General features: G+C 60.3%; 17 protein-coding genes. 5 read left to right on the forward strand and 12 right to left on the reverse strand.

Features of this window, described 5'->3' with window-relative positions:
* Positions 1–3 precede the first annotated feature (3 nt).
* The 7 genes from CCX46_RS09620 to CCX46_RS09655 all read right to left on the reverse strand — a co-directional run bounded on the left by CCX46_RS09620 (position 4) and on the right by CCX46_RS09655 (position 11,031).
* Positions 4–2,718 (reverse strand): nitrate reductase, encoded by a 2,715-nt coding sequence (locus tag CCX46_RS09620; protein WP_127926491.1) that lies wholly within the window; start codon positions 2,716–2,718, stop codon positions 4–6.
* The gene (gene nirD / locus CCX46_RS09625) at positions 2,718–3,035 is read right to left on the reverse strand and encodes a nitrite reductase small subunit NirD (RefSeq protein WP_095120050.1); all 318 of its coding nucleotides are present in this window, start codon (positions 3,033–3,035) and stop codon (positions 2,718–2,720) included. The genes CCX46_RS09620 and nirD overlap by 1 nt, the downstream gene beginning before the upstream one ends.
* Positions 3,032–5,485 (reverse strand): nitrite reductase large subunit NirB, encoded by a 2,454-nt coding sequence (gene nirB, locus CCX46_RS09630; protein ID WP_127926492.1) that lies wholly within the window; start codon positions 5,483–5,485, stop codon positions 3,032–3,034. Before nirB ends, nirD begins: the two co-directional genes overlap by 4 nt.
* Positions 5,486–5,908: 423 nt before the next feature.
* Positions 5,909–7,579, reverse strand: a complete 1,671-nt coding sequence (locus tag CCX46_RS09635; RefSeq protein WP_127926493.1) for a bifunctional protein-serine/threonine kinase/phosphatase — start codon at positions 7,577–7,579, stop codon at positions 5,909–5,911.
* A 7-nt stretch (positions 7,580–7,586) separates the two neighbouring features.
* Positions 7,587–8,798 (reverse strand): nitrate/nitrite transporter, encoded by a 1,212-nt coding sequence (locus tag CCX46_RS09640; RefSeq protein ID WP_102900773.1) that lies wholly within the window; start codon positions 8,796–8,798, stop codon positions 7,587–7,589.
* A gap of 430 nt (positions 8,799–9,228) precedes the next feature.
* Entirely contained in the window at positions 9,229–9,804 is a 576-nt protein-coding gene (locus CCX46_RS09650; protein ID WP_038365449.1) for an ANTAR domain-containing response regulator, read from the reverse strand.
* Between the two features lie 15 nt (positions 9,805–9,819).
* Positions 9,820–11,031: a CmpA/NrtA family ABC transporter substrate-binding protein gene (locus CCX46_RS09655; RefSeq protein WP_127926494.1), complete on the reverse strand. Its 1,212-nt coding sequence runs from the start codon at positions 11,029–11,031 to the stop codon at positions 9,820–9,822.
* A 223-nt stretch (positions 11,032–11,254) separates the two neighbouring features.
* On the opposite strand from CCX46_RS09655, the gene CCX46_RS09660 reads away from it, so the two are divergent.
* Entirely contained in the window at positions 11,255–12,274 is a 1,020-nt protein-coding gene (locus CCX46_RS09660; RefSeq protein WP_034152862.1) for a quinone-dependent dihydroorotate dehydrogenase, read from the forward strand.
* Positions 12,275–12,526: 252 nt separating this feature from the next.
* On the opposite strand, the gene rmf is transcribed toward CCX46_RS09660, so the two are convergent.
* Positions 12,527–12,742 carry a ribosome modulation factor gene (rmf, locus tag CCX46_RS09665; protein WP_003223300.1) on the reverse strand — a complete coding sequence of 72 codons (216 nt, stop codon included), beginning with the start codon at positions 12,740–12,742 and terminating at the stop codon, positions 12,527–12,529.
* Between the two features lie 532 nt (positions 12,743–13,274).
* Between rmf and rlmKL the strand changes: the two genes are divergently transcribed.
* Together rlmKL and CCX46_RS09675 are read left to right on the forward strand one after the other, a co-directional pair.
* The gene (rlmKL, locus tag CCX46_RS09670) at positions 13,275–15,545 is read left to right on the forward strand and encodes a bifunctional 23S rRNA (guanine(2069)-N(7))-methyltransferase RlmK/23S rRNA (guanine(2445)-N(2))-methyltransferase RlmL (protein ID WP_127926495.1); all 2,271 of its coding nucleotides are present in this window, start codon (positions 13,275–13,277) and stop codon (positions 15,543–15,545) included.
* 145 nt (positions 15,546–15,690) lie between these two features.
* Positions 15,691–18,072 carry a sensor domain-containing diguanylate cyclase gene (locus tag CCX46_RS09675; protein WP_127926496.1) on the forward strand — a complete coding sequence of 794 codons (2,382 nt, stop codon included), beginning with the start codon at positions 15,691–15,693 and terminating at the stop codon, positions 18,070–18,072.
* A 119-nt stretch (positions 18,073–18,191) separates the two neighbouring features.
* Here CCX46_RS09675 and dacB read toward each other — a convergent pair whose 3' ends face one another.
* Positions 18,192–19,652, reverse strand: coding sequence for a D-alanyl-D-alanine carboxypeptidase/D-alanyl-D-alanine endopeptidase (dacB, locus tag CCX46_RS09680; protein ID WP_127926497.1), 1,461 nt, complete (start codon positions 19,650–19,652; stop codon positions 18,192–18,194).
* A gap of 233 nt (positions 19,653–19,885) precedes the next feature.
* Here dacB and CCX46_RS09685 point away from each other — a divergent pair, with 233 nt between their 5' ends.
* On the forward strand, positions 19,886–20,230 hold the full coding sequence (locus CCX46_RS09685) for a YggL family protein (RefSeq protein ID WP_007916365.1): 345 nt from the start codon (positions 19,886–19,888) through the stop codon (positions 20,228–20,230).
* A 250-nt stretch (positions 20,231–20,480) separates the two neighbouring features.
* On the opposite strand, the gene CCX46_RS09690 is transcribed toward CCX46_RS09685, so the two are convergent.
* Complete coding sequence (locus CCX46_RS09690) at positions 20,481–21,671, reverse strand: benzoate/H(+) symporter BenE family transporter (protein WP_127926498.1); 1,191 nt, start codon at positions 21,669–21,671, stop codon at positions 20,481–20,483.
* 357 nt (positions 21,672–22,028) lie between these two features.
* Between CCX46_RS09690 and CCX46_RS09700 the strand changes: the two genes are divergently transcribed.
* Positions 22,029–22,793 carry a GntR family transcriptional regulator gene (locus CCX46_RS09700; RefSeq protein ID WP_127926499.1) on the forward strand — a complete coding sequence of 255 codons (765 nt, stop codon included), beginning with the start codon at positions 22,029–22,031 and terminating at the stop codon, positions 22,791–22,793.
* A 177-nt stretch (positions 22,794–22,970) separates the two neighbouring features.
* Here CCX46_RS09700 and guaD read toward each other — a convergent pair whose 3' ends face one another.
* Positions 22,971–24,275 (reverse strand): guanine deaminase, encoded by a 1,305-nt coding sequence (guaD, locus tag CCX46_RS09705; RefSeq protein ID WP_127926500.1) that lies wholly within the window; start codon positions 24,273–24,275, stop codon positions 22,971–22,973.
* Positions 24,276–24,288: 13 nt separating this feature from the next.
* Positions 24,289–25,146 (reverse strand): xanthine dehydrogenase accessory protein XdhC, encoded by an 858-nt coding sequence (gene xdhC, locus CCX46_RS09710; protein WP_127926501.1) that lies wholly within the window; start codon positions 25,144–25,146, stop codon positions 24,289–24,291.
* Positions 25,147–25,244 lie beyond the last annotated feature (98 nt).

The raw sequence follows: 25,244 nt of genomic DNA on the forward strand, positions 1-25,244 counted from the left end.
TCATCAGATGACGGCGACCGGCTGCACATCGGCAGCCAGCAAGCGTTTTATTTCCGGGACACAGGAGCCGCATTGCGTGCCGCAGCCCAAATTGTTTTTCAAACCTTGCAGATCCAGACCCTGGCGAATGCCGGCGCAGATCGCGTTGAGGCTGACGTTCTTGCAGTTGCACAGGGTTTTATCCGCAGCAATTTGCGCCCCGGCACTGCCCGGCGGCGCACTCATCGGTGCCAGCAACCAGCGCCGCAGTTGTTCGTCTGCACGACCTTCCAGCCACAACCCCTGTAGCCAATGCTGGGCAAGGGTTTCACCGGCCAGGCGGATGGCGGTGATGCGGCCGTTTTCAATACGCACGCGTTTGCCAATGGCCCGGCGCGGATCGTCGTAGGCCAAAACCGGGCCGTCGATCAGCGACAAGCAATGATCGATTTCACTGAGCAATTGCGCATCCGGTGCCTCTCTGTTAGCAGCGCGTATCAGCAATGCCGATCGTTCACGTCCGACAAGGCTGAGACTCACGTAGGAAAATGCCTCACAGAGCGGTCGTAGGGCCTCGAAATGCCGTTGAACATCACCCTCGATGAGTGCGAAAAGCTGCCACGGCAGATTGACCGGCTCCAGGCGCACGCCGCTGTGTTTCAGTTCCGGTTGTTTCGACAATGGATCGAGGGCCGGCAGGGTCAGGCTGTTTACGCCGCCCTTGAGAAAGCGGTCCCCCCAGTGCATCGGCAGAAACGCTTGTCCCGGACGTACGCTGTCGTCGCTGCCAACCGCGACGATCACTGCGCCGCGACGACTTTTAAGGTTGACCAGATCTCCCGGCTGCAAACGATGCCGACGCATTTCGTCTGGATGCAGGCTCAACACCGCTTCGCTGACATGCCCGAACAGTTGCGCCGCCGTACCGGTGCGGCTCATACCGTGCCATTGATCACGCAGACGTCCAGTGATCAATGTCAGTGGAAAGCGTGCATCACGCTGCTCTTTGGCTGCGCGATACGGCTCGGCGATGAATTGAGCGCGGCCAGTGGCCGTAGGGAAAATACCGGCCTCGTAGAGCCTTGGTGTTCCTGCCCGGGCACCGACTGGGAAGGGCCATTGCTGTGGTCCGATTTCGTCGATCAGCGCATGACTGATCCCGGACATATCCAGATCGCGGCCATGTGTCAGCCCTTTGAATTCATCGAACAACTGCGCGGGCTGAGTGAACGTGAACAGGCTTGGCCCGGCGGGGCGCAGACGTTTCTCCAGGCGTTGCGCGAAATCTACCGTGATCGCCCAGTCCGGCCGCGCTTCGCCCGGTGGGAGAATGGCTTTGCGTACGTGGGAAATGCGTCGCTCGGAGTTGGTCACCGAGCCTTCCTTCTCGCCCCAACTGGCGGCAGGTAGCAGGAGATCGGCGAATGCTGCGGTTTCGGTGGTGCGAAAGGCTTCTTGCAGAACCACAAACGGGCAAGCTTCCAGCGCCGCGCGCACCGCACTCTGATCCGGCATCGATTGCGCAGGGTTGGTGCAGGCAATCCACAACGCCTTGATCTTGCCGCTGCGCACTTGCTCGAACAGTTCGATGGCGCTGAGACCAGTGCTTTCCGGCAGTTGATCCACACCCCAATAAGCCGCCACTTCGGCGCGGTGTTCAGGGTTGGCCGCGTCACGATGACCCGGCAACAGGTTCGACAAACTGCCAGTTTCCCGTCCGCCCATGGCATTTGGCTGACCGGTGAGAGAGAAAGGTCCTGCACCCGGACGGCCAATTTGTCCGGTGGCCAAATGCAGATTGATCAGCGCGCTGTTCTTCGCACTGCCAGCCGTGGACTGGTTCAGCCCCATGCACCACAGCGACAGAAAACCTGGCGAAGTGCCCACCCATTCAGCGCACTGCTGCAATTGCTCAACGCTGATGCCACACAACTGCGAAACCATTTGTGGGGTGTAATCACGCACCAGACTTTTCAGTTCAGCGAGGCCATCGGTGTGCGCCTTGACGAAGTCGCGATCAATCCAGTCTTCCCACAACAACAGATGCAAAATCCCATGGAACAAGGCGACGTCGGTGCCGGGCAGAATCGCCAGATGCAAATCGGCGAGGTCGCAGGTGTCGGTGCGCCGTGGATCAATGACGATGACTTTCATCTGCGGGCGGCGGGATTTTGCCTCTTCCAGCCGACGGAAAAGTACCGGGTGGGCGTAGGCCATGTTACTGCCGACAATCATCACGCAATCGCTGAGTTCCAGATCCTCATAACTGCAAGGCGGGGCGTCGGCACCTAGGCTGCGCTTGTAGCCGACCACGGCTGAGGACATGCACAGGCGAGAGTTGCTATCGATGTTGTTGGTGCCGACCAGCGCCCGCGCCAGTTTGTTGAAGGCGTAGTAGTCCTCGGTCAGCAACTGCCCGGAAATATAGAACGCCACACTGTCCGGGCCATGCTCGGCGATGGTCTCGGCGAACACGTTGGCGGCGTGTTCCAATGCGGTGTCCCAGTCCGTGCGGCTGCGGGCCAGGCCTTTGCCCAGGCGCAGTTCCGGGTACAGCGCGCGAGCCGCGAGGTCGCCGGTCAGGTGCAGGGTCGAGCCTTTGCTGCACAGTTTGCCGAAGTTGGCCGGGTGCGCCGGATCGCCGCTGACGCCGAGGATGCGCTCGCCGTCATGCTCGATCAGCACGCCGCAGCCGACCCCGCAATAACAGCAGGTCGAGGCGGTCGTCTGGCGGTTCATCAGATGGCGTCCCGCAGGGCCAGTTGCACACGACCGTTTTCGACCCGCGCCGGGTGATGGTGCGCGCAACCGATGTCCGGCGCCTGCGCTTCGCCGGATTCGAGGTCGATTTGCCAGTTGTGCAGCGGGCAGGCGACGCGTTTGCCGTAGATCAACCCTTGTGACAGTGGTCCGCCCTTGTGTGGGCAGCGGTCGTCGAGGGCGAAAACTTCGTCGTCGCTTGTACGAAAAATCGCGATGTCGCCTTTCGGTCCGGCAATGATCCGCGAACCGAGGGTATTGATCTCGTCGAGGGCACAGATATCGAGCCAGTTCATGCCGGCACCTCCAGATTTTTCACCGGGATTACGTCGAATTCTTTCTTCAGTTGCGGCTGCGCCAGACGTTCTTTCCACGGGTCTTGCTCGAACGACAGGGAGAATTGCAGGCGCTCGTTCAGGGCTTTGCGGCGCTCGGGATCTTCCAGCACGGCTTTCTTGATGTGTTCCATGCCGACCCGTTGCAGGTAGTGCACGGTGCGTTCGAGGTAGAAGGCTTCTTCGCGATAAAGCTGCAGGAAGGCGCCGTTGTATTCGCGTACCTCTTCGGCGGTTTTCAGCTTGACGAAGAACTCGGCGACTTCGGTTTTGATCCCGCCGTTACCGCCGATGTACATCTCCCAGCCGGAGTCGACGCCGATGATTCCTACGTCTTTGATCCCCGCTTCCGAGCAGTTGCGTGGGCATCCGGAGACAGCGAGTTTCACTTTGTGCGGCGACCACATGTTGAACAGGTCGTGCTCAAGCTCGATGCCCAGTTGTGTCGAGTTTTGCGTGCCGAAGCGGCAGAACTCGCTGCCGACGCAGGTTTTCACCGTGCGGATGGATTTGCCGTAGGCGTGGCCGGAGGGCATGTCGAGGTCTTTCCAGACGCCGGGCAAGTCCTGCTTCTTGATGCCGAGCAAATCGATGCGCTGACCGCCGGTGACCTTGACCATCGGCACCTGATACTTGTCAGCCACATCGGCAATTCGCCGCAGTTCCGAAGGGTTGGTCACGCCGCCCCACATGCGGGGTACCACCGAATAGGTACCGTCCTTCTGGATGTTGGCGTGCGCACGCTCGTTGATCAGGCGCGATTGCGGGTCGTCCTTGGCTTCGCCGGGCCAGGTGGAAATCAGGTAATAGTTGAGGGCAGGGCGGCAGGTGGCGCAGCCGTTCGGCGTGCGCCAGTTGAGGTAGCTCATGGTGCCGGCGATGGTCAGCAGATGCTGTTCGCGAATCGCTTGGCGAATCTGCCCGTGGTTGAGATCGCTGCATCCGCAGATGGCTTTTTCGCTTTTCGGTTTGACGTCGGCCGCGCCGCCAACGGTGTTGATCAGGATCTGTTCGACCAGCCCGGCACAGGAACCGCACGAGCTGGCAGCCTTGGTGTGTTTCTTCACTTCATCGACGCTGAACAGGCCGTGTTCCTGAATGGCTTTGACGATGGTGCCTTTGCACACACCGTTGCAGCCGCAGACTTCGGCGGTGTCGGCCATGACCATGGCTTTGTCCTGGCCCTGATGTCCTACGTCGCCGAGTGCGTTTTCGCCGAACATCAAGTGATCGCGGATCTCGCCGATGGCGTGATTCTCACGAATCTGCCGGAAATACCAACCGCCATCTGCCGTATCGCCGTACAGACAGGCGCCGACCAGCACGTCATCCTTGATCACCAGTTTTTTGTACACGCCGCCGATCGGGTCGGAGAGGGTGATGGTCTCGGTGCCTTCGCCGCCCATGAAGTCGCCAGCGGAAAACAGGTCGATGCCGGTGACTTTCAATTTGGTCGACGTCACTGAGCCCTGATAACGGGCGAAACCCAATTGTGCGAGGTGGTTGGCGCACACCTTGGCCTGTTCGAACAGCGGCGCGACCAGACCGTAGGCAATCCCGCGATGGCTGGCGCACTCGCCGATCGCGTAGATGCGCGGATCGTAGGTTTGCAGGGTGTCGTTGACCAGGATCCCGCGATTGCACGGGATGCCAGCCTTTTCCGCCAGTTCGGTGTTGGGGCGAATGCCCGCCGCCATCACCACCAGATCAGCGGGAATGATGTCGCCGTTCTTGAATTGCACCGAGCCAACCCGGCCATTGCCGGCATCGTGCAGGGCCTGGGTCTGTTCGCACAGACGGAAGTGCAGGCCACGGGATTCGAGGGCGCTTTGCAGCAGTTGACCGCTGGTTTTGTCCAGTTGCCGTTCCAGCAGCCATTCGCCGATGTGCACCACGGTGACGTGCATGCCGCGCAGCATCAGGCCATTGGCGGCTTCGAGACCGAGCAGACCGCCACCGATGACCACCGCGTGTTTGTGGGTTTTGGCGGTGTCGATCATCGCTTGGGTGTCGGCGATGTCGCGGTAACCGATCACCCCGTGCAAGGTGTTGCCGGGAATCGGCAGGATGAATGGCGTCGAACCGGTGGCGATCAGCAGGCGATCGTATTCGGCTTCGGTGCCGTCTTCGGCGATCACCCGGCGTTTGACCCGGTCGATCTCCACCACTTTGCGGTTGAGTAGCAACTTGATGTGGTTTTCCAGGTACCAGTCGAGGTCGTTGAGCACGATCTCCTCGAAGGTCTGCTCACCGGCCAGCACCGGTGAGAGCAGGATGCGGTTGTAGTTGGTGTGCGGTTCGGCGCCGAAGACGGTGATGTCGTACAGCTCGTTGCTCAGCTTGAGCAGTTCTTCGAGGGTGCGGACTCCGGCCATGCCATTGCCGATCATCACCAGTTTGAGTTTTTTCATCAGGTTCTCCGGGGAGCTGCGGCTGGCCTCTTGTGGGCAGTCAGGCCTTGCTCGAGAAATTTTGCGCAAACAAAAAAAGGCGTCCCGCTAGTTGCCTAGCGAGGACGCCTTTGTCCTGGTCCCGTTCTCTCGGGAAGCGCAGCCTTCGTCGTTGAAGGTTGGGCTTTATGTGTGTGTTGAGTGGGGTAATGCAGTGGTTGTGCCAAGTGGGGACGGTGGCGGGTTTATTGGGGGGGACAGATTTTGAGGGTGGATTTTTTGCACTGATTCGAAGCGGGTTGCTCGTTCGTGGGGCATTCAGGCAGTTGAATTTGTAGTGATTGGGTGGGCGCCTTCGCGAGCAAGCTCGCTCCCACAGGTGATTTGCGAACGACACGAATCCCTTGTGGGAGCGAGCCTGCTCGCGAATGGCGCGACGCGGTGTCAGCCATGAAACAACAAAACCAGCAGCACCAGATTCCCCAATAAAGCCACGATCGCCATCGTCCGCCAGACCTTCAGCGGCTCACGCTCCAGTAACGGTCTGGGCCGCACACTCAAACTCCGCCGCTCGCCCTGCTCCAACACCAGCAACCACTCCTCAGCCGTTTCAAAGCGCAACTGCGGATCAGCCGCAACGCCGCGCTCCAGACTCTGCGCCAGCCATTCCGGCAGGTCCGGCCGATAACGGCTGGCACTTACCGGCAGACCAAAGCGCGGTCGCTGAAACGCTTCGATCTCGCCATAGGGGAAATGCCCGGTGAGCAGGAAATACAGGGTCACACCGACCGCATACAAATCCTGCTGCACATTCGGCGGATCACCGCGAAACGCTTCCGGGGCGATGTAACTGGGGGTTCCGGGCAGCGTCGACGGCGCGTCTTCGGACAGGCCAGGACAATACGCCAGGCCAAAATCCAGCAGCCGCAGTTCACCGTCATCACTCCAATGCAGATTTTCCGGTTTGATGTCCCGGTGCAGAATCTGCCGTCGATGCAGCAGTCCGGCCGCGCGTAGTAGACGCTCCGCGATGTCCTGCCACTGCGCTAAGGGTAGAGGCCCATTTTGTTGAAAAATCTGCGCCAGCGTCGTCCCGGAATATTCTCGCATCACGTAGTACAAATGCTGACGCTGCTGGCACGCATGGACTTCAGGAAAATGCCGCCCGGCCACACGTTTCAGGAACCATTCTTCGGACAACAACGCTTGCCCGGCGTAGGAATCATCGGCGGAGCGCGTGGGCAGGGTTTTCAGCAACCACCTCTGACCCTGACCATCCAGCACTCGATAAAGCAGCGATTGCTGACTCTGAGCAACAATCTCTTGCACCTGCCAGCCTTCAAAGTGCTGCCCGGATTTCAGCGCTGGAGGCAGGGGCCATTGCTGCAGGTGAATCAGTGCATCGCCGATATTTGCCTCACCCAAAGCATCAACCCGTACCAGCAATGCACTGGCATTGTCCTGGCTCCCCGCCAGATGCGCGGCGTTGACCAGCGTCTGCGCGGCGCTGTGAAGATCCGGCTGATCACGCAGAATCGCCGCAATGGCGGTATCGCCGAGTGTCGACCAGACACCGTCACTGAGCAAAACAAAGCACTCGCCGTGGCGCAGTTCACCATCAAGGAAGTCCAGCACCAGATGCTGATCCAGCCCCAATGCACGTTTGAGCACATGCTGCATGCCCGGCTGATCCCAGACATGATCTTCAGAAATTCGCTGCAAACTATCGCGGTGCCAGCGATACACCCGGCAATCGCCGACGTGGGCGAGGGTAAAACGCCGACCGCGCATAACCAAAGCGCTAACCGTGGTGAGCAACGGTTGCCCACCGCCATTGGCCTGCAGCCAGCGGTTTTGCGCGAGCAGCAGGCGATCCAGTGCCTGCGCCACGCTCCAGGTTTCCGGCGTGGCGTAGTAGTCGAGCGCCAAGGCCTGCAAGGTCGAGCGCGCAGCCAGTCCGCCATCGGCGCATTGGCTGACGCCGTCGGCGATGGCAAACAGAAAACCTTTGCTCGCCGCCAGCGCCGGAGCGGGCGTGACCAGGCGCAAAGCGTCCTGATTCTCCGCGCGCGGGCCGGTGGCGCTGGCTTCGGCAAAGCTCAGTTGCAGGGCCATTGATGCCTCAGACCCGCGCCGCCGTCACTGCTGCCGAACCCCAGGTGGTTCTCCAGCGACGCTTGACGCCGTGCAGACCAAACCACGCCAATACGCCGAGGCTGGCGAACAACCACAGGGCCAGTTGATAGCTGCCGGTGCTTTGTTTGATCGCGCCCATGCCGGCGGCCAAGGCAAAACCGCCGATGCCGCCGGCCATGCCGATCAACCCGGTCATCACGCCGATCTCCAGACGAAAGCGCTGCGGCACCAGTTGGAAAACCGCACCATTGCCTGCCCCTAAACCGAGCATCGTGCAGACGAAAAGCGCCAGTGCCGCGTAGGAACTTGGCAGGTTGAAGCCGACGGCCGCGATGCACACGGCAGCGACGGTGTACATCGCCAGCAATGTGCGTATGCCACCGAAACGGTCAGCCAGGGCGCCGCCCAGCGGACGCATCAGGCTGCCGCCGAACACGCAGGCTGCGGTGTAGTAACCGGCCGTCACCGGGCTCAAGCCGTATTGATCGTTGAAGTAGCCGGGCAGGGCGCTGGCCAGACCGATGAAACCGCCGAAGGTCACGCTGTAGAAAAACATGAACCACCAACTGTCACGGTCGCCCAAGGCTTTAAAGTAGTCGGTCATGGCTTTGGCTTTTGGCCGCTCAGGCGCATTTTTTGCCAGCCAGGCGAACAGCACCAACGTCAGGATCAACGGAATCAGAGCGAAACCGAAAACATTGCTCCAGCCGAACGCAGCGGCGAGCACCGGCGCAAGCAATGCGGCGAACACGGTGCCGGAGTTGCCCGCACCGGCAATGCCCATGGCTTTGCCCTGATGCTGCGGTGGATACCATTGGGAGGCCAAGGGCAGGGCGACGGCAAACGACGCGCCGGCCATGCCGAGGAACAGGCCGAGTATCAGCGCCTGTTCATAACTGTGGATGCCGATTTTCCAGGCGCCGAACAATGCGCAGATCACGATGACCTGGCCGATCAGACCGGCGGTTTTCGGCGACAACCGATCGGCGAGCATGCCCATCACAAAACGCAGCACCGCACCGGCGAGGATCGGCGTGGCGACAACGAGGCCGCGTTGCTGCGTGGTTAGCTGCAGGTCGGCGGCAATCTGCACCGCCAACGGGCCGAGCAGGTACCAGACCATAAAGCTCAGGTCGAAATAGAGGAAGGCCGCGAACAGGGTCGGGGTGTGGCCGGATTTCCAGAAGCTTGAATTCATCGCGCACCTCAGCTGAAAAGAGTCTCGAAAGGAGTCATGCAACAGCAGGTGGGGCGCCGCCACGGCCGCACCACCGGCCCCGAGCTGTGGGGCCAAAACGCAAAAACGCCGCTACCTGATTCGCCGAAGGGGCGAACGGGGTGAGCGACGTCTTTGTCGTGGGTGGGGCAACCGCCGTTGGTTACCTGTGCGTTTTACATAGCGAGATTTGTGCCAACTGGTGAAAGAGCAAAAGCCCCTCACCCTAGCCCTCTCCCGGAGGGAGAGGGGACTGACCGAGGTGTCTTGCGCCAAACATCGACCTGAAAGACCTAGTCGATTATGGATTCACAGCAGAAATTGCAAGTCGGCGTACATCGCGAGCATCCCCCAATCAGTCCCCTCTCCCTTTGGGAGAGGGCTAGGGTGAGGGGGCTCTTAAGAGGACACCTCAACCCAGCAACTCACTCATGGCAATAATCTGCTCCGCCACCTGAATCAGCTTCTGCTGCCGGCTCATCGCTTGGCGCCGCATCAAGGTGTAAGCCTCTTCCTCATTGCAGTCCTTCATCTTCATCAGCAACCCTTTGGCCAGCTCAATACGCTTGCGCTCAGCCAATTGCAGGTCTCGCGCCTGCAACTGCGCACGCAAGGCCTGATCACTCTCGAATCGTGCCATCGCCACATCGAGAATCGGCTGCAAACGCTGGGCGTGAATGCCTTCGACGATGTAGGCACTGACCCCGGATTTGATCGCCTGGCGCATCACTCCGGGGTCATGCTCGTCGGTAAACATCACGATTGGCCGTGGCTGGTCGCGGCTGACCAGTACCACTTGTTCCATGACATCGCGGCTCGGTGACTCGGTATCGATCAGGATTACGTCCGGACGCACCGTTTCGACGCGCGCGGGCAGGTCGATGGTCAGGCCGGACTCATCAATCACCTCGAAACCGGCTTCGGTCAATGCGGCTTTCAGGCGCCCGACTTTTTTCGCTGTGTCGTTGATCAACAGAATGCGCAACATGTTCGCGGTCTCCTGTCAGCGGCGGGCGAGAAGAGGGGCGTCGTCGTTCAACGCGTGCAGCTTGAAGCTGCGCGCGTAAGCGGCCGGGTCGCTGCCGTCCCAGATTTTGCCGTCGAGCAACTGGCTGCTGCGCATGTCGGTGCCCCACGCGGCAACACCGAGCTCAGTAGCGGCGTCGCGATACAGATCGAGTTGCTGAACCTGACGGGCGACAGCGAGGTAATCCGGGTCTTCGCGCAGCAAACCCCAGCGGCGGAACTGGGTCATGAACCACATGCCATCGGACAAGTAGGGCAAATTCACTTCGCCATTGCCGTGAAAGCGCAGCGCATGAGGATCCTGCCAACGATTGCCCAGCCCATCGGAATAGTCGCCGAGAAAACGCGGTTCGATGCACGAAAGCGGCGCGTCCAGATACTCCGGCGCGCTGAGCAATTGCGCGGTGCTGCGACGGTTCTCCGGGCTTTCCTCAATGAAACGGCTGGCCTCAAGGATCGCCATCACCAGCGCTCGCGCCGTGTTCGGGTATTGCTCGACAAATTCGCGGGTGCAGCCAAGGACTTTTTCCGGGTGATCGGGCCAGATGGTCTGACTGGTGGCCAGGGTAAAACCCAGATTCTGCTGCACCGCGCTAGCAGCCCAAGGCTCGCCGACGCAAAAGCCGTCGATGCGCCCGGCTTGCAGATGCGCAACCATTTGCGGCGGCGGCACCACCACACTGTCGACATCCTGCAACGGATGAATGCCCTGACTCGCCAGCCAGTAATACAGCCACATCGCATGAGTGCCAGTGGGAAAAGTCTGGGCGAAGGTGAGTTTTGCGCGGCTTTGGTGCACGTGCCGATCCAGCGCTTCAGGACTGCTCACGCCGAGGTTCTGCAGGCCGTGCGACAGGTTGAGGCTTTGGCCGTTCTGGTTCAGCCCCATCAGCACCGCCATCTCAGTCGGGGCGACACCGCCGATGCCCAAGTGCACGGCGTAGATCAGACCATACAGACTGTGGGCGGCATCCAGTTCGCCGCTGACCAGATTGTCGCGCAGATTCGCCCAAGAGGCCTGGCGCTTCAGGTTCAGCGTTAGTCCATAAGGCTGGGCAAAGCCCTGTGTAGCAGCAACGACAACCGATGCGCAGTCGCTCAACGCCATGAAACCGAGGTTGATTGCACTTTTTTCCGGGGCATCGCTGCCGTTGACCCAGGCCAGTGGCCCTACCGAAGGTTCATTCATACACCGCCACCTCGAAAAAAAGCGCCGCCGCGGACTTTGCGCAGGCAAAACCCGGGACGACGCCATTGTCCTTGCCCGCGTGCCGTCATTGGCCTGCGCGCTGATAGTCAAGGAGGGTGCAAGGCATATGCCAGTGCCAGTGATTTGCGCGTGCGCCTCGCGCCGCAGGTCGATGCCCGGCTATAATCGCCGCCTCTTTTCGCCGCCCGAGTCATCGCCGCCCATGTACACCCTGGCCCGTCAGCTGTTGTTCAAACTTTCCCCGGAAACCTCCCACGATCTGTCGCTGGATCTGATCGGCGCGGGTGGGCGTTTGGGCCTCAACGGCTTGCTGTGCAAGGCGCCGGCGAAGAAGCCGGTGACGGTCATGGGCCTGGAGTTTCCTAACCCGGTGGGGCTGGCGGCCGGTCTGGACAAGAACGGCGCGGCCATCGATGGCTTCGCGCAACTGGGTTTCGGTTTTGTCGAAATCGGCACCGTGACCCCGCGCCCGCAGCCGGGCAACCCGAAACCACGGATCTTCCGCTTGCCGGAAGCCGAGGCGATCATCAACCGCATGGGTTTCAACAACCTCGGTGTCGATAACCTGCTGGCGCGTGTGGCCGCAGCGAAATACAAAGGCGTGCTGGGCATCAACATCGGCAAGAACTTCGATACGCCGGTTGAACGCGCGGTCGACGACTACCTGATCTGCCTGGACAAGGTCTACGCCCACGCCAGCTATGTGACGGTCAACGTCAGTTCGCCGAACACCCCGGGCCTGCGCAGCCTGCAGTTCGGTGATTCGCTCAAGCAGTTGCTCGCCGATCTGGCCACGCGCCGTGCTGAACTGGCGTTGCGTCATGGCAAACATGTGCCGTTGGCGATCAAGATCGCGCCGGACATGACCGATGAAGAAACCGCGCAGGTTGCCCAAGCGCTGATCGAAACCGGTATGGACGCGGTAATCGCGACCAACACCACCCTGAGCCGTGTTGGCGTTGAAGGCATGGAGCATGGAGACGAGGCGGGCGGTTTGTCAGGTGCGCCAGTACGTGAGAAGAGCACCAATACCGTGAAGGTGCTGGCCGGTGAGTTGGCTGGGCGGTTGCCGATCATTGCGGCGGGTGGGATTACTGAAGGCAAGCATGCGGCTGAGAAGATTCTGGCGGGTGCGAGCCTGGTGCAGATCTATTCCGGCTTCATCTATAAAGGCCCGGCGCTGATCCGTGAATCGGTAGACGCGATCGCCGCCCTGCGCTGATCCATAGACACCACTGTTCCCTTGTAGGAGTGAGCCTGCTCGCGATAGCTTTCTTTCGGTCACTTCATCAGCGACTGACAGACCGCTATCGCGAGCAGGCTCACTCCTACAGGTTATGCGCTCGGCACAAAAATCCATGCAATAAAAAGGGCTCCTCGAAGGAGCCCCTGGGCCGGAGCCCGCCGTCCGGGAAGGACGTGCATGGTAAGTCGTTACAAATTCAGATTGTCGTGTCGGAATTAATGCCCTGTGTCAGCCGACGGCGTGAAGTTCGTTGAGTCTGTGGATTCCCGCAGTGCCGGTCATACCGTCCCAGTTGTCGCCGCGTCCTTCTCGCCAGCCGTTAATCCAGGCTTGGCGTACCGACGGTAGAGTAAATGGGCAAAGCTCACGGGATTTGCCACCAACGCCATATTGATATCCGCGCAAAAATGCTCTTTCCAACGGATCACGCTTAAGTCTTCTCATAGGGTGTTTCCCTCACTTGTTGACTGTTTTGTGTCGCGTTGACCTCAACTGAGGTCTGGCAGAAGAAACCTGCCATGGTGCGGCTCGCTGCCGGCGTGGCGAGCCAAGGTGTTGACGCCGTTGCGACGTCAACCTGTGTTCATTTCTAACCAATGAGTCACAGCGATGGAATGACCGTTTTGTCATAAGGACGTAACGAAAAGAGTGCTATAGCGATAAGTAACCGCTTATTTATTGAACGTTTATTGAGCAAACCCCGGTATGATCGGCCCCGCGCTGGATGATGGGGTTAATTCTTTAGTGAGAATGACCCACGTTTGCGCTGGGGTATAAAGCGACGAAGGGTCGCTTTAAGACTTTTTGTTGCATCAACTTTTTTATCTGTCCCGGCATCTAAGCTCTTTTAACCCGAGCAGCGGGGATGGAACGGCACACCTTCGTGCCACGCGGGCGCTCTTTTAGAAAAGCGCCTGATTGAAAACCGGATCGGCAATGCGTTGCCGATTCACTAGCCAAAGGCTCTGGAAATACCATGTCCGACCGTTTCGAACTCTTCCTCACTTGCCCTAAAGGCCTTGAAGGCCTGCTCATCGAGGAAGCCGTCGGGCTTGGCCTTGAAGAAGCGCGCGAGCACACTTCCGCCGTGCGTGGCATGGCGACCATGGAAACCGCTTATCGCCTGTGCCTCTGGTCGCGTCTGGCCAACCGCGTATTGCTGGTGCTCAAGCGTTTCCCGATGAAAGACGCTGAAGACCTCTACCACGGTGTGCTCGACATCGAGTGGCAGGATCACATGCTCAGCGACGGCACCCTGGCCGTCGAATTCAGCGGCCACGGCTCAGGCATCGACAACACCCACTTCGGTGCCCTGAAAGTCAAAGACGCCATCGTCGACAAACTGCGCACCCCGCAGGGCGACCGTCCGTCGATCGACAAGCTCAACCCGGATCTGCGCATTCACCTGCGTCTGGATCGCGGCGAAGCGATCCTCTCCCTCGACCTGTCCGGCCACAGCCTGCACCAGCGCGGCTATCGCTTGCAGCAAGGGGCGGCACCGCTGAAGGAAAACCTCGCGGCAGCCATCCTGATCCGTTCCGGCTGGCCGCGCATTGCTGCCGAAGGCGGCGCGCTGGCTGACCCGATGTGCGGCGTCGGTACGTTCCTCGTCGAAGCCGGCATGATTGCCGCCGACATGGCGCCGAACCTGCGCCGTGAGCAGTGGGGCTTTACCGCGTGGCTCGGTCACGTGCCGGCGCTGTGGAAAAAACTCCACGAAGAAGCCGTCGAACGTGCCGCTGCCGGTCTGGCCAAGCCACCGTTGTGGATTCGTGGCTACGAAGCTGATCCGCGTCTGATTCAGCCGGGTCGCAACAACGTTGAGCGTGCGGGCCTGAGCGAGTGGATCAAGATCTACCAGGGCGAAGTCGCGACCTTCGAGCCGCGTCCGGATCAGAACCAGAAAGGTCTGGTGATCTGCAACCCGCCGTACGGCGAGCGTCTCGGTGACGAGGCCAGCCTGCTGTATCTCTACCAGAACCTCGGCGAGCGTCTGCGTCAGGCCTGCTTGAACTGGGAAGCGGCGGTGTTCACCGGCGCCCCGGATCTGGGCAAGCGCATGGGCATTCGCAGCCACAAGCAGTATTCGTTCTGGAACGGCGCGCTGCCGTGCAAGCTGCTGTTGATCAAAGTGCTGCCGGATCAGTTCGTCACGGGCGAGCGTCGCACTCCGGAACAGCGTCAGGCCGAGCGTGAGCAAGCGGCTTACGACCAGACCCCGGACGAACCGCAAGAGCGCAAGTTCAACAAGAACGGCAACCCGATCAAACCGACGCCAGCCCCGGTTCCGGTGATCGAGCAGCCGCGCTTGAGCGAAGGCGGGCAGATGTTTGCCAACCGCCTGCAAAAGAACCTCAAGGCCATGGGCAAGTGGGTCAAGCGCGAAGGTATTGATTGCTACCGCGTCTACGATGCCGACATGCCAGAGTACGCGATGGCCATCGACCTGTACCACGATTGGGTGCACGTTCAGGAATACGCCGCGCCAAAATCGATCGACCCGGAAAAAGCCTCGGCACGCATGTTCGATGCACTGGCAGCGATCCCGCAGGCACTGAACGTCGACAAGAGCCGCGTGGTGGTCAAACGCCGCGAGCGCCAGAGCGGCACCAAGCAGTACGAGCGTCAGGCTGCGCAAGGCAAGTTCAATGAAGTCACCGAGGGCGGCGTGAAGTTGCTGGTCAACCTCACCGACTACCTCGACACCGGCCTGTTCCTCGATCACCGTCCGATGCGTATGCGCATTCAGAAAGAGGCCGCCGGCAAGCGCTTCCTCAATCTGTTCTGCTATACCGCGACCGCCAGCGTGCACGCGGCCAAGGGCGGCGCGCGCAGCACCACCAGCGTCGACCTGTCGAAGACTTATCTCGACTGGGCACGTCGCAACCTGTCGCTGAACGGCTATTCGGACAAGAACCGTCTGGAGCAGGGCGATGTGATGGCGTGGCTGGAAAGCAGCCGTGACGAGTACGACCTGATCTTTATCGATCCGCCGACCTTCTCCAACTCCAAGCGCATGGAAGGCATCTTCGACGTGCAACGTGATCAGGTGCAGTTGATTGACCTGGCCATGGCCCGTCTGGCGCCGGGTGGTGTGCTGTATTTTTCCAACAACTTCCGCAAGTTCCAGTTGGAAGAAAACCTCGCCGAGCGTTACGCGGTCGAGGAAATCAGCGCGCAGACCATCGATCCGGATTTCGCCCGCAACACCAAGATCCACCGCGCCTGGAAAATCACGGCTCGTTGACGCTTTGCGCAATTGGATCCACAGAGCCTTGATTTTTAAAGGCTCCGTGGATCTGCCCGCGCTAGCTAAATTAGTGGCTAATAGCTATAACTCACACACGGTCAATGGGGTTTTCCCGTAAATGCTGGCGTAGTGAGTTGTCTTTATGTCGTTGCACCCCGTGCGCCCAAAGATTCTGGGTTTCATCAGCGAAGACGTCTCGGCCTGGCTGGTCGCGCTGCTGGTATTGCTCGCCGGTGGGATTCTCACGGGGCTGCTCGCCTGGGCCACCCTCAATCAGTTTCAGCAACAATCCCGTCAGCGTTTTCAACTGTTGGCCAACGAACGTTACAGCCGCATCGAAGAACGCTTTCAGGATCAGGAGCAACGCCTCGACGGTCTGCGCCGCTTCTTCGCCAACTCTGAATCGGTATCCCGCACCGAATTCGACGGTTACACCCAACCCTTATTAATGCGTACCCAGGCCTATTCGTTTGCCCTCAAGGTCAGCGGTGCCGAGCGCGCGGCATTCGAGCAGCGGGTGCGTGATGAAGGTCTGAGCAACTTTACCCTCCGTGAATTGAATGCCCAGGGCGAGCTGCAACTGGCTGGCGTGCGCGATGAATACGTGCCGGTTCTCTACAGCCAGACGCAAAGCCGGCTCGGCTCACCGTTGGGTTATGACTTGCTGGCGCAACCGCTGCGGCGCGACACCCTGCAACGTGCCGATAAGCTCGGCGGGCTGGCGGTGTCGCAACCGATGCACCTGGTTAGCATTGAGCCGTCCTACGCGCGCGGCGTGTTGCTGGTGGCGCCGGTCAGCCGCAACGGCGAGCGGCAGTCGTTCGGCTACGTGATGGCGGTGATCAGCATGCGCCAGTTGCTGGCTGACGGTTTGCCGGATGCCTTCCATGATTACCTGTCAGTGCGCATTCTCGACATGTCGACCCATGATCAGCACGAGGTGTTGTTCGAGTCGAGCAACGACCCGGCACTGAGCGATTTGTCCGCCACGCGTCTGGTGCGCATGGCCGATCACGACTATCAGGTCGATATCTTGCCGAGCGACGCGTTCGTTCAGGCCAACCATTCGTCGGTGGGCAGTGTGATCATTCTGGGTGGGTTACTCAGTCTGCTGCTCAGCGCCTTGCTCTACGTGTTGGTCAGTCAGCGCCAGCGCGCCTTGCTTATGGTGGAGCAGCGCACGCAGGAATTGCATGCCAGCGAACAGGAGCTGCGCGGCACCCACGGCCAGTTGCGCGGCGTGCTGAATGCGGCGACGCAGGTGGCAATCATCGCCACCGACTTGCGCGGGGTGATCAACACCTTCAACCCCGGCGCCGAACAAATGCTCGGCTACAGCAGCGCCGATGTCGTCGGCCACATGACCCTGGAAAACCTGCACCTGCCCCGCGAGCTGACGGCCCGCGCTGCCGAGTTGAGTGCGCGTTACGGCAAGACCATCCCGACCTGCCACGCGATGCTGGTCGAGGGCGGCGAAGTCGGCGGCCATGAGGCACGCGAGTGGACGCTGGTGCGCAGCGATGGCAGCCATATTCCAGTGAACATGCTCGCCACCCCGGTGCTCGATGAGCAGGGTTTGTGGGTCGGGCATCTGGCGATCTGCATCGATATCACTGAGCGCAAGCGCGTGCACGAGGTGCTGGCGGCGCGGGATGTGTTGCTGAAGAAGCTCAGCGCTCACGTGCCCGGTGGCATCTATCAGTTCAAGATGGAATTCGACGGACGCTTCAGTGTGATCTACGCCAGCGACGGCATTCGCGAGATCTACGAACTGGAGCCGGATGTGCTGCTGTTCAACGCGGAAGCGATCTTCACGCGCATTCATCCACAGGACGTTACTCGTGTGCGCTCTTCGATTCGCGCCTCGGCCGACAGCCTCAGCCCGTGGCGCGAGGAATACCGTGTGCAGTTGCCCGAGCGCGGTCTACGCTGGGTACGCGGCGAGGCGACGCCGGAAGAACTGCCGGGCGGCGGCGTGCTGTGGCATGGCTATATCTCGGACATTTCCGACCTCAAACGCGTGGAAGAAGAACTGCGTGCGCTGTCAGTGACCGACTCGCTGACCGGCATTCATAACCGTCGCTATTTTCAGGAACGCCTGACCACCGAAATGGCCCGGGTCGAGCGCGGTGGCGGCGAGCTGTCGGTGATCATGCTCGACATCGACCATTTCAAACGCATCAACGATCAGTATGGCCACGCCGTCGGTGACCGCGTGCTGCAAGCGGTGTGCGAACGCATCGGCCATCGTCTGCGGCGTACCGATGTGTTCTGCCGGTTGGGCGGTGAGGAGTTCATGGTGCTGTGCCCGGACATCGACGGCGAACATGCGTACATGCTGGCGGTTGAACTGTGGCAGGGTTTGCGCAGTGCGCCGGTGGATGTGGTAGGCGTGGTCACGGCGAGTTTCGGTATCGCCAGTTGGCGCTCGGGGGAGGGCGCGGATGCGCTGTTGCTCAGGGCGGATTCGGGTGTGTATATGGCAAAGCAGCGCGGACGCGATCGTGTCGAGCAGATGAGCTAGCCGCGACGCTAAACCCTTGTAGGAGTGAGCCTGCTCGCGATCGCGATATGTCAGTCACTTTGATGTGCCTGAACTGACGCTATCGCGAGCAGGCTCACTCCTACAGGGGGCCGCGGTGATCAGAGGACCGAAGCGGTCTGCGCCAGTTTCGGCTGTTTGTACAGATCCAGCAGCACCTGATCGAGCACCGACGACGCGCCAAACGGCGCCTTGTCATTGAGGATCGCCACCACCGCCCAGGTATTGCCATTCACATCACGGCTGAAGCCGGCAATCGCCCGCACAGTGTTCAACGTACCTGTCTTGACGTGTGCCTCACCGCGCATCGCCGTGGTTTTCAGGCGTTTACGCATGGTGCCGTCGGTACCGGCGATCGGTAGCGAGCTGATGTATTCCGCGGCATACGGGCTGTGCCACGCCGCTTGCAGCATGCCCGCCATTTCACGGGCGCTGACGCGTTCGGCGCGAGACAGGCCGGAACCGTTCTCCATTACCAGATGCGGCGCGGTGATGCCTTTCCTGGCCAGCCACTGGCGCACGACGCGTTGCGCAGCCTTGGCGTCGTCACCGTCGGCATCGTTGCGGAATTTTTGCCCCAGGCTGAGGAACAGCTGCTGGGCCATGGTGTTGTTACTGTATTTGTTGATGTCGCGGATGATCTCCGCCAGATCCGGCGAGTAGGCACGCGCGAGCAGTTTGGCGTTGCCCGGTGTCGAGGCCAGACGATCCTTGCCCTGAATGCTGCCGCCCAGTTCTTTCCAGATCGCGCGCACGGCGCCGGCGGTGTAGGTTGCGTGGTCGAGCAGCGACAGGTAAGTCTGCGAGCTGCAACCTTCGCCCAACTGGCCGGCAACGGTCACGTTGACGCTGCCATCGGCCTGCGCCACCGGGTTGTAGCGCACGCCACCGGTGCATTGTTTGGACGGCAGGGCTTTGACGGTGTTTTCGATGTGGATGCTGGCAATCGGCGGTTCTACCGAGATCAGCACGCGACCGCCGTCATTGCGCGCAACGAAGCGCAGGGCCTTGAGGTTGACCAGCAGCGAATCCGGTTTGACCAGGAACGGTTTGTTCTCGTCATTGCCGTCATCGTTGAATTCCGGCAGTTGCGGCTGCACGAAGAAGTTGCGGTCGAGTACCAGATCACCGGTGATCTGCGTCACGCCGTTGGCGCGCAGGTCGCGCATCAGCAGCCAGAGTTTTTCCATGTTCAGCTTCGGATCACCGCCACCCTTGAGGTAGAGGTTGCCGTTGAGGATGCCGCCGTTGAGGTCGCCGTCGGTGTAGAACTCGGTTTTCCACTGATGATTGGGGCCGAGCATTTCCAGCGCCGCGTAAGTAGTGACCAGTTTCATGGTCGAGGCCGGGTTGACCGACACGTCGGCGTTGAACACGGTCGGCGTGCCCGGGCCGTCGAGCGGGACCATCACCAGCGACAGGGCGCTAGGCTGCAATTTGCTCGCCTTGAGGGCTTTTTCAACGTTGGGGGTCAGGGAAGTATTGATGGTGGCAGCAGAAACAGGCAGCGCCAGAGGCAGAAGAAGGCCGGCGAGAAACAGTGGACGCAACGATTTGATCATATGAAATAAAACCCTACAGCCGAGGGGAAAAAGACGAGGACATGGATGAAAAGGTCCTCAGTGGTCACGAAAGTGTCGGCATTATGCCCCAACCTGTAACAGGTTGTGCCTTGTCCGGGCAGGCCAATACGTTATTTTTTTACAGGCGGTCGGTCGCTGTGTCCAGAGAGTCGGGCAATCGATTGCTTAAACTGGTAAAGTGCCCGCCGTATTTACTTAAGAGGATTGTTCCAATGGCGACTAACCGTTCCCAGCGTCTGCGCAAAAAACTGTGCGTTGATGAATTTCAAGAGCTGGGTTTCGAACTGAACCTGGACTTCAAAGAAGACTTGTCCGAAGAAGCCATTGACGCTTTCCTCGAAGCCTTCATCAAAGAAGCCATGGAAGCCAATGGTCTGGGTTATGTGGGCGGCGACGACTTCGGTCTGGTTTGCCTGCAGAAGCGTGGCTCGGTCAACGAAGAGCAGCGCGCTGCCGTTGAAGCCTGGCTGAAAACCCGCTCCGAGCTGACCAAGTATGAAGTCAGCCCGTTGCTGGACGTTTGGTATCCGGAAAAGCCGATCAACGCGGCTAAGTGATACTGAAAAAAACGGCGACCTGAGGGTCGCCGTTTTTTTTCGTCTGGTGGTTGGGTGTTTGGGTGTTCGGTTTGGGATTTGTGGTGAGTCTGCCCCTCACCCCAGCCCTCTCCCGGAGGAGAGGGAGCCGATTTGCGAGCTGTTCAACACCTGAGTTCGACTCGGTATCCCACGTCGGCGTATTTCTTCCAAGCACCTCGGTCAGTCCCCTCTCCCCCGGGGAGAGGGTTAGGGTGAGGGGCTTTTGACCTTAAGCCTTACGCCAATTCAAAATCACCAGCGTCAAAACCCCCGCGACAATCCCCCAAAATGCCGAACCAATGGAAAACAGCGTCAACCCCGATGCCGTGACCATAAAGGTAATCAACGCCGCCTCACGCTCCTTCACCTCGGTCATGGCAATGCTCAAACCATTGATGATCGAACCAAACAGCGCCAGCGCCGCAATCGACAGCACCAGTTCCTTCGGCAACGCGGCAAACAACGCCGCCAACGTGGCGCCGAACACCCCGGCAATCCCGTAGAAAATCCCGCACCAGACCGCAGCGGTGTAGCGCTTGTTGCGATCCTCATGGGCGTGCGGCCCGGTGCAGATCGCTGCGCTGATGGCCGCGAGGTTGATGCCGTGGGAGCCGAACGGCGCCAGCAATAGTGAAGCGATGCCGGTGGTGGTGATCAGCGGTGAGGCCGGGACGTTGTAGCCGTCGGCGCGCAGTACGGCGATGCCGGGCATGTTCTGCGAGGTCATCGCCACCACGAACAACGGAATGCCGATGCTGATGGTCGCGGCGAGCGAGAAGTGCGGCGTGGTCCACACCGGCGTCGCGACTTCCAGATGAAAGCCGCTGAAATCCAGCAAGCCCATGAAGCCCGACAGCGCGGTGCCGATCAGCAGCGCCGCGAGCACGGCGTAACGTGGCGACAGGCGTTTGACCAGCAGGTAGGTGAAAAACATCCCTAGCACCAGCCCGGTACGGTGCTGCGCGGCGACGAAAATTTCGCTGCCGATCTTGAACAGAATCCCTGCCAGCAATGCCGCCGCCAGTGAGGCTGGAATCTTTTTCACCAGCCGTTCGAAGCTGCCGGTCAGGCCGCAGATCGTCACCAGCACCGCACAGGTGATGTAGGCGCCGATGGCCTCGCCATAGCTGACGCCGCCCAGACTGGTGATCAGCAACGCCGCGCCGGGCGTCGACCAGGCGATGGTGATCGGCGTGCGATAACGCAACGACAGGCCGATCGAACACACGGCCATGCCAATGGAAATCGCCCAGATCCACGAAGAAATCTGCCCGCTGGTCAGGCCCGCCGCTTGCCCGGCCTGGAACATCAGCACCAGCGAGCTGGTGTAGCCGGTCATCATCGCGATGAAACCGGCGACGATCGCCGAGGGCGAGGTGTCGGCCAGAGGGCGCAGTCGGATTTGGGTGGCGTCGTTCATGACGGCGGTGTTCCTTATAGCAATGAAGATGTCCCCTGTACGCCAAACCCCTGTGGGAGCGAGCCTGCTCGCGAAAGCGGTGTGTCAGTCAACATTCATTTTGAATATGAAACGGCTTTCGCGAGCAGGCTCGCTCCCACAGGGGATTGTGGTCGACCAGCGGATTCTGCGAACAAGCCTAAACTCAAACGTAACGGATCGTTGCAATACAGCCGAAGTCACAAACAGCCGTACAGTCGTGTTGCCACCTTTCATTGTGTACAATCGCGCTGTTTTTTACGCGATACTTGCCAGCGACCTACTGTGCCGTATTACAGTCACGGTCTATTCGCCGCAGTTCTCCCGACTCGAGTGCCCATGAACGAACAGTTGCAACCCCTCAAGAAACAACCGCGAGCAGGCAAAGCCGGTCGCAGCGGAACCCAGGACGATATTGTCTACGCACATATCTTCGAGGCCATCCTCGAACAGCGTCTGGCGCCCGGCACAAAATTGAGCGAAGAAGCGCTGGGGGAAATCTTCGGGGTCAGCCGCACCATCATTCGCCGCGCGCTCTCGCGTCTGGCCCATGAAGGCGTCGTGCTGTTGCGGCCGAACCGTGGCGCCGTGGTCGCCAGTCCGAGTGTGGAAGAGGCGCGTCAGGTGTTTCTCGCCCGCCGTCTGGTCGAACGCGCGATCACTGAGCTGGCGGTGCAACACGCCACCGCCGAGCAGATCGCCGAGCTGCGGCAGATGGTCAACGATGAGCGCGACAGCTTCTCCCGTGGCGATCGCGGCGCCGGTATTCGTCTGTCGGGCGAATTCCACCTGAAACTGGCGGAAGCGGCGATGAACGCTCCGTTGATCAGCTTCCAGCGCAGCCTGGTGTCGCAGACATCGCTGATCATCGCTCAGTATGAAAGCGGCAACCGTTCGCACTGTTCGTATGACGAACACACCCAGTTGATCGACGCGATCGAGAAACGCGACGATGAGCTGGCGGTGAATTTGATGATGCATCACATGGATCACATCGACAGCAAGCTCAATCTCGACGAGGAAGGCGCGTCGGATGATCTGCATGCGGTGTTCTCGCATTTGTTGCAGACCAAGAAGCCGGGGCGCCCTGCGGCCAAGCTCTAACTGACCGATAGAAAAATCCCCCGCAGCTGAAAAGTTGCGGGGGATTTTTTGTGCCTGCCTGATCGTTCCCACGCTCTGCGTGGTAATGCCTCTGGGGACGCTCCGCGTCCAGTGACGCGGAGCGTCACGGGCTGCATTCCCACGCGGAGCGTGGGAACGATCATGGGGCGGGGGAAATTAGCGCTGATGCACCAAAGCACCCGCCGCATACGTCTGCTGCACCGTGCGGTCATCGCCCAGCGTCATCAACACAAACAACGTCTCGGCAATGTTGTTGGCCTGCTTCAGGCGATAGCTCAGCAGCGGCGTGGCATTGTAATCCAGCACCAGGAAGTCAGCGTCGGAACCCGGTTGCAGGTTGCCGATCTTGTCTTCCAGGCGCAGCGCCCGTGCACCACCCAGTGTCGCCAGATACAGCGACTTGAACGGGCTCAGTCGCGCACCTTGCAGTTGCATCACTTTGTACGCTTCGTTCAGCGTCTGCAGCAGCGAGAAACTGGTACCGCCGCCGACGTCAGTACCCAGACCGACATTGAGTTTGTGCTTCTCGGCCATCGGCAGGTTGAACAAGCCACTGCCGAGGAAGAAGTTGGAAGTCGGGCAGAACGAGATCGCCGAGCCGGTTTCTGCCAGTCGCGCGCATTCTTCGTCGCACAGGTGCACGCCGTGAGCGAACACCGAACGCTCGCCGAGCAATTGGTAGTGATCGTAAACGTCGAGGTAGCCCTTGCGCTCCGGGAACAGCTCCTTGACCCACTCGATTTCCTTGAGGTTTTCGCTGATGTGGGTCTGCATGTACAGATCCGGATACTCGGTCAGCAGTTGGCCGGCGAGGGTCAGCTGTTCCGGGGTGCTGGTCGGTGCGAAGCGCGGGGTGACCGCATAGTGCAGACGACCCTTGCCATGCCAGCGCTCGATCAGCGCTTTGCTGTCGACATAGCTCGATTCGGCGGTGTCGGTCAGGTAGTCCGGGGCGTTGCGATCCATCATCACTTTACCGGCGATCATCCGCAGGTCGAGCTTCTCGGCCGCTTCAAAGAGCGAGTTCACCGATTGCGGGTGCACGCTGCCGAACACCAGCGCGGTGGTGGTGCCGTTGCGCAGCAGCTCTTTGACGAAAATGTCAGCGACTTCGTCGGCGTGGGCCTTGTCGCCGAACTGGCTTTCGCACGGGAAGGTGTAGGTGTTCAGCCAGTCGAGCAGTTGCTCGCCGTAGGCACCGACCATGCCGGTTTGCGGAAAGTGAATGTGGGTGTCGATGAAGCCCGGGGTGATCAACGCGTCTTGGTAATGCTCGATTTCGATGTCCGCCGGCAGGGTCGGCAGCAAATCACTGGCGTGGCCAAGGGCGCTGATCTTGCCGCCATCGACCACCAGCAGGCCGTCCTCGAAATATTCGTAGGAGGCTTCGATCCCGACTTCGGCGGGGTCGGCGATGCTGTGCAGGATGGCGGCGCGGTAGGCTTTGCGAGTCAGAGGCATGAGGGTTCTCTAATCAGTTTGAGGCTTTGAGTTTGGTCGCCTGACTGCGCCGCGAAACCGGCAGCAGTTTGGCAATCGGTTCGGCGCTGGCAGTCTGCTGGCCGAAGTTGGCGTTGTAGGTGGCGATGATTTCGCCGGCGATGGAGATGGCGATTTCCACAGGCAATTTGCCTTTGACTTCGCCGATGCCCATCGGGCAGCGCATGCGTTGCACGACGCTGCTGTCGAAACCGCGATCGCGCAAACGGTGTTCGAACTTCACGCGTTTGGTCTTCGAACCGATCAGGCCGAAGTAGGCGAAGTCGTTGCGCTTGAGGATCGCAGCCGTGAGTTCAAGGTCGAGCTGATGGTTGTGGGTCATGACGATGCAATAACTGCCGGCGGGCAGCTCATCGATTTCATCCACAGGCTCTTCGGCGACGATTTTACGCACGCCGTGGGGGATCTGTTCGGGGAATTCGGCATCACGCGAATCGATCCAGCGCACCCGGCAGGGCAGGCTGGCGAGCAGCGGCACGAGGGCGCGGCCAACGTGGCCGGCACCGAACACGGCGATCTGCGCCTGCACCTGGCCCATCGGTTCAAACAGCAACACGGTGGCGCCGCCGCAGCACTGGCCAAGGCTGGCGCCGAGGCTGAAGCGCTCCAGATGAGTGTCCTGCTTACCGCTGGCGAGCATATCGCGGGCGATCTGCATGGCTTTGTATTCCAGATGCCCGCCACCAATGGTGTCGAAGCTCCGGTTAGCGCTGATGACCATTTTCGAGCCGGCGTTGCGTGGCGTCGAGCCGAGTTCTTCGATGATCGTCACCAGCACACAGGGTTCGCCCTGGTTCTGCAGGTCGGCGAGGGCGTCGATCCAGTTGTACATACACACCTCTCAGATCGTTCCCACGCTCTGCGTGGGAATGCATCACTGGACGCTCCGCGTCCGCTGTTCAGGATGCGACGCAGAGCGTCGCGGGCTGC

This window comes from Pseudomonas sp. RU47 (genome assembly GCF_004011755.1).
Lineage (GTDB): Bacteria > Pseudomonadota > Gammaproteobacteria > Pseudomonadales > Pseudomonadaceae > Aquipseudomonas.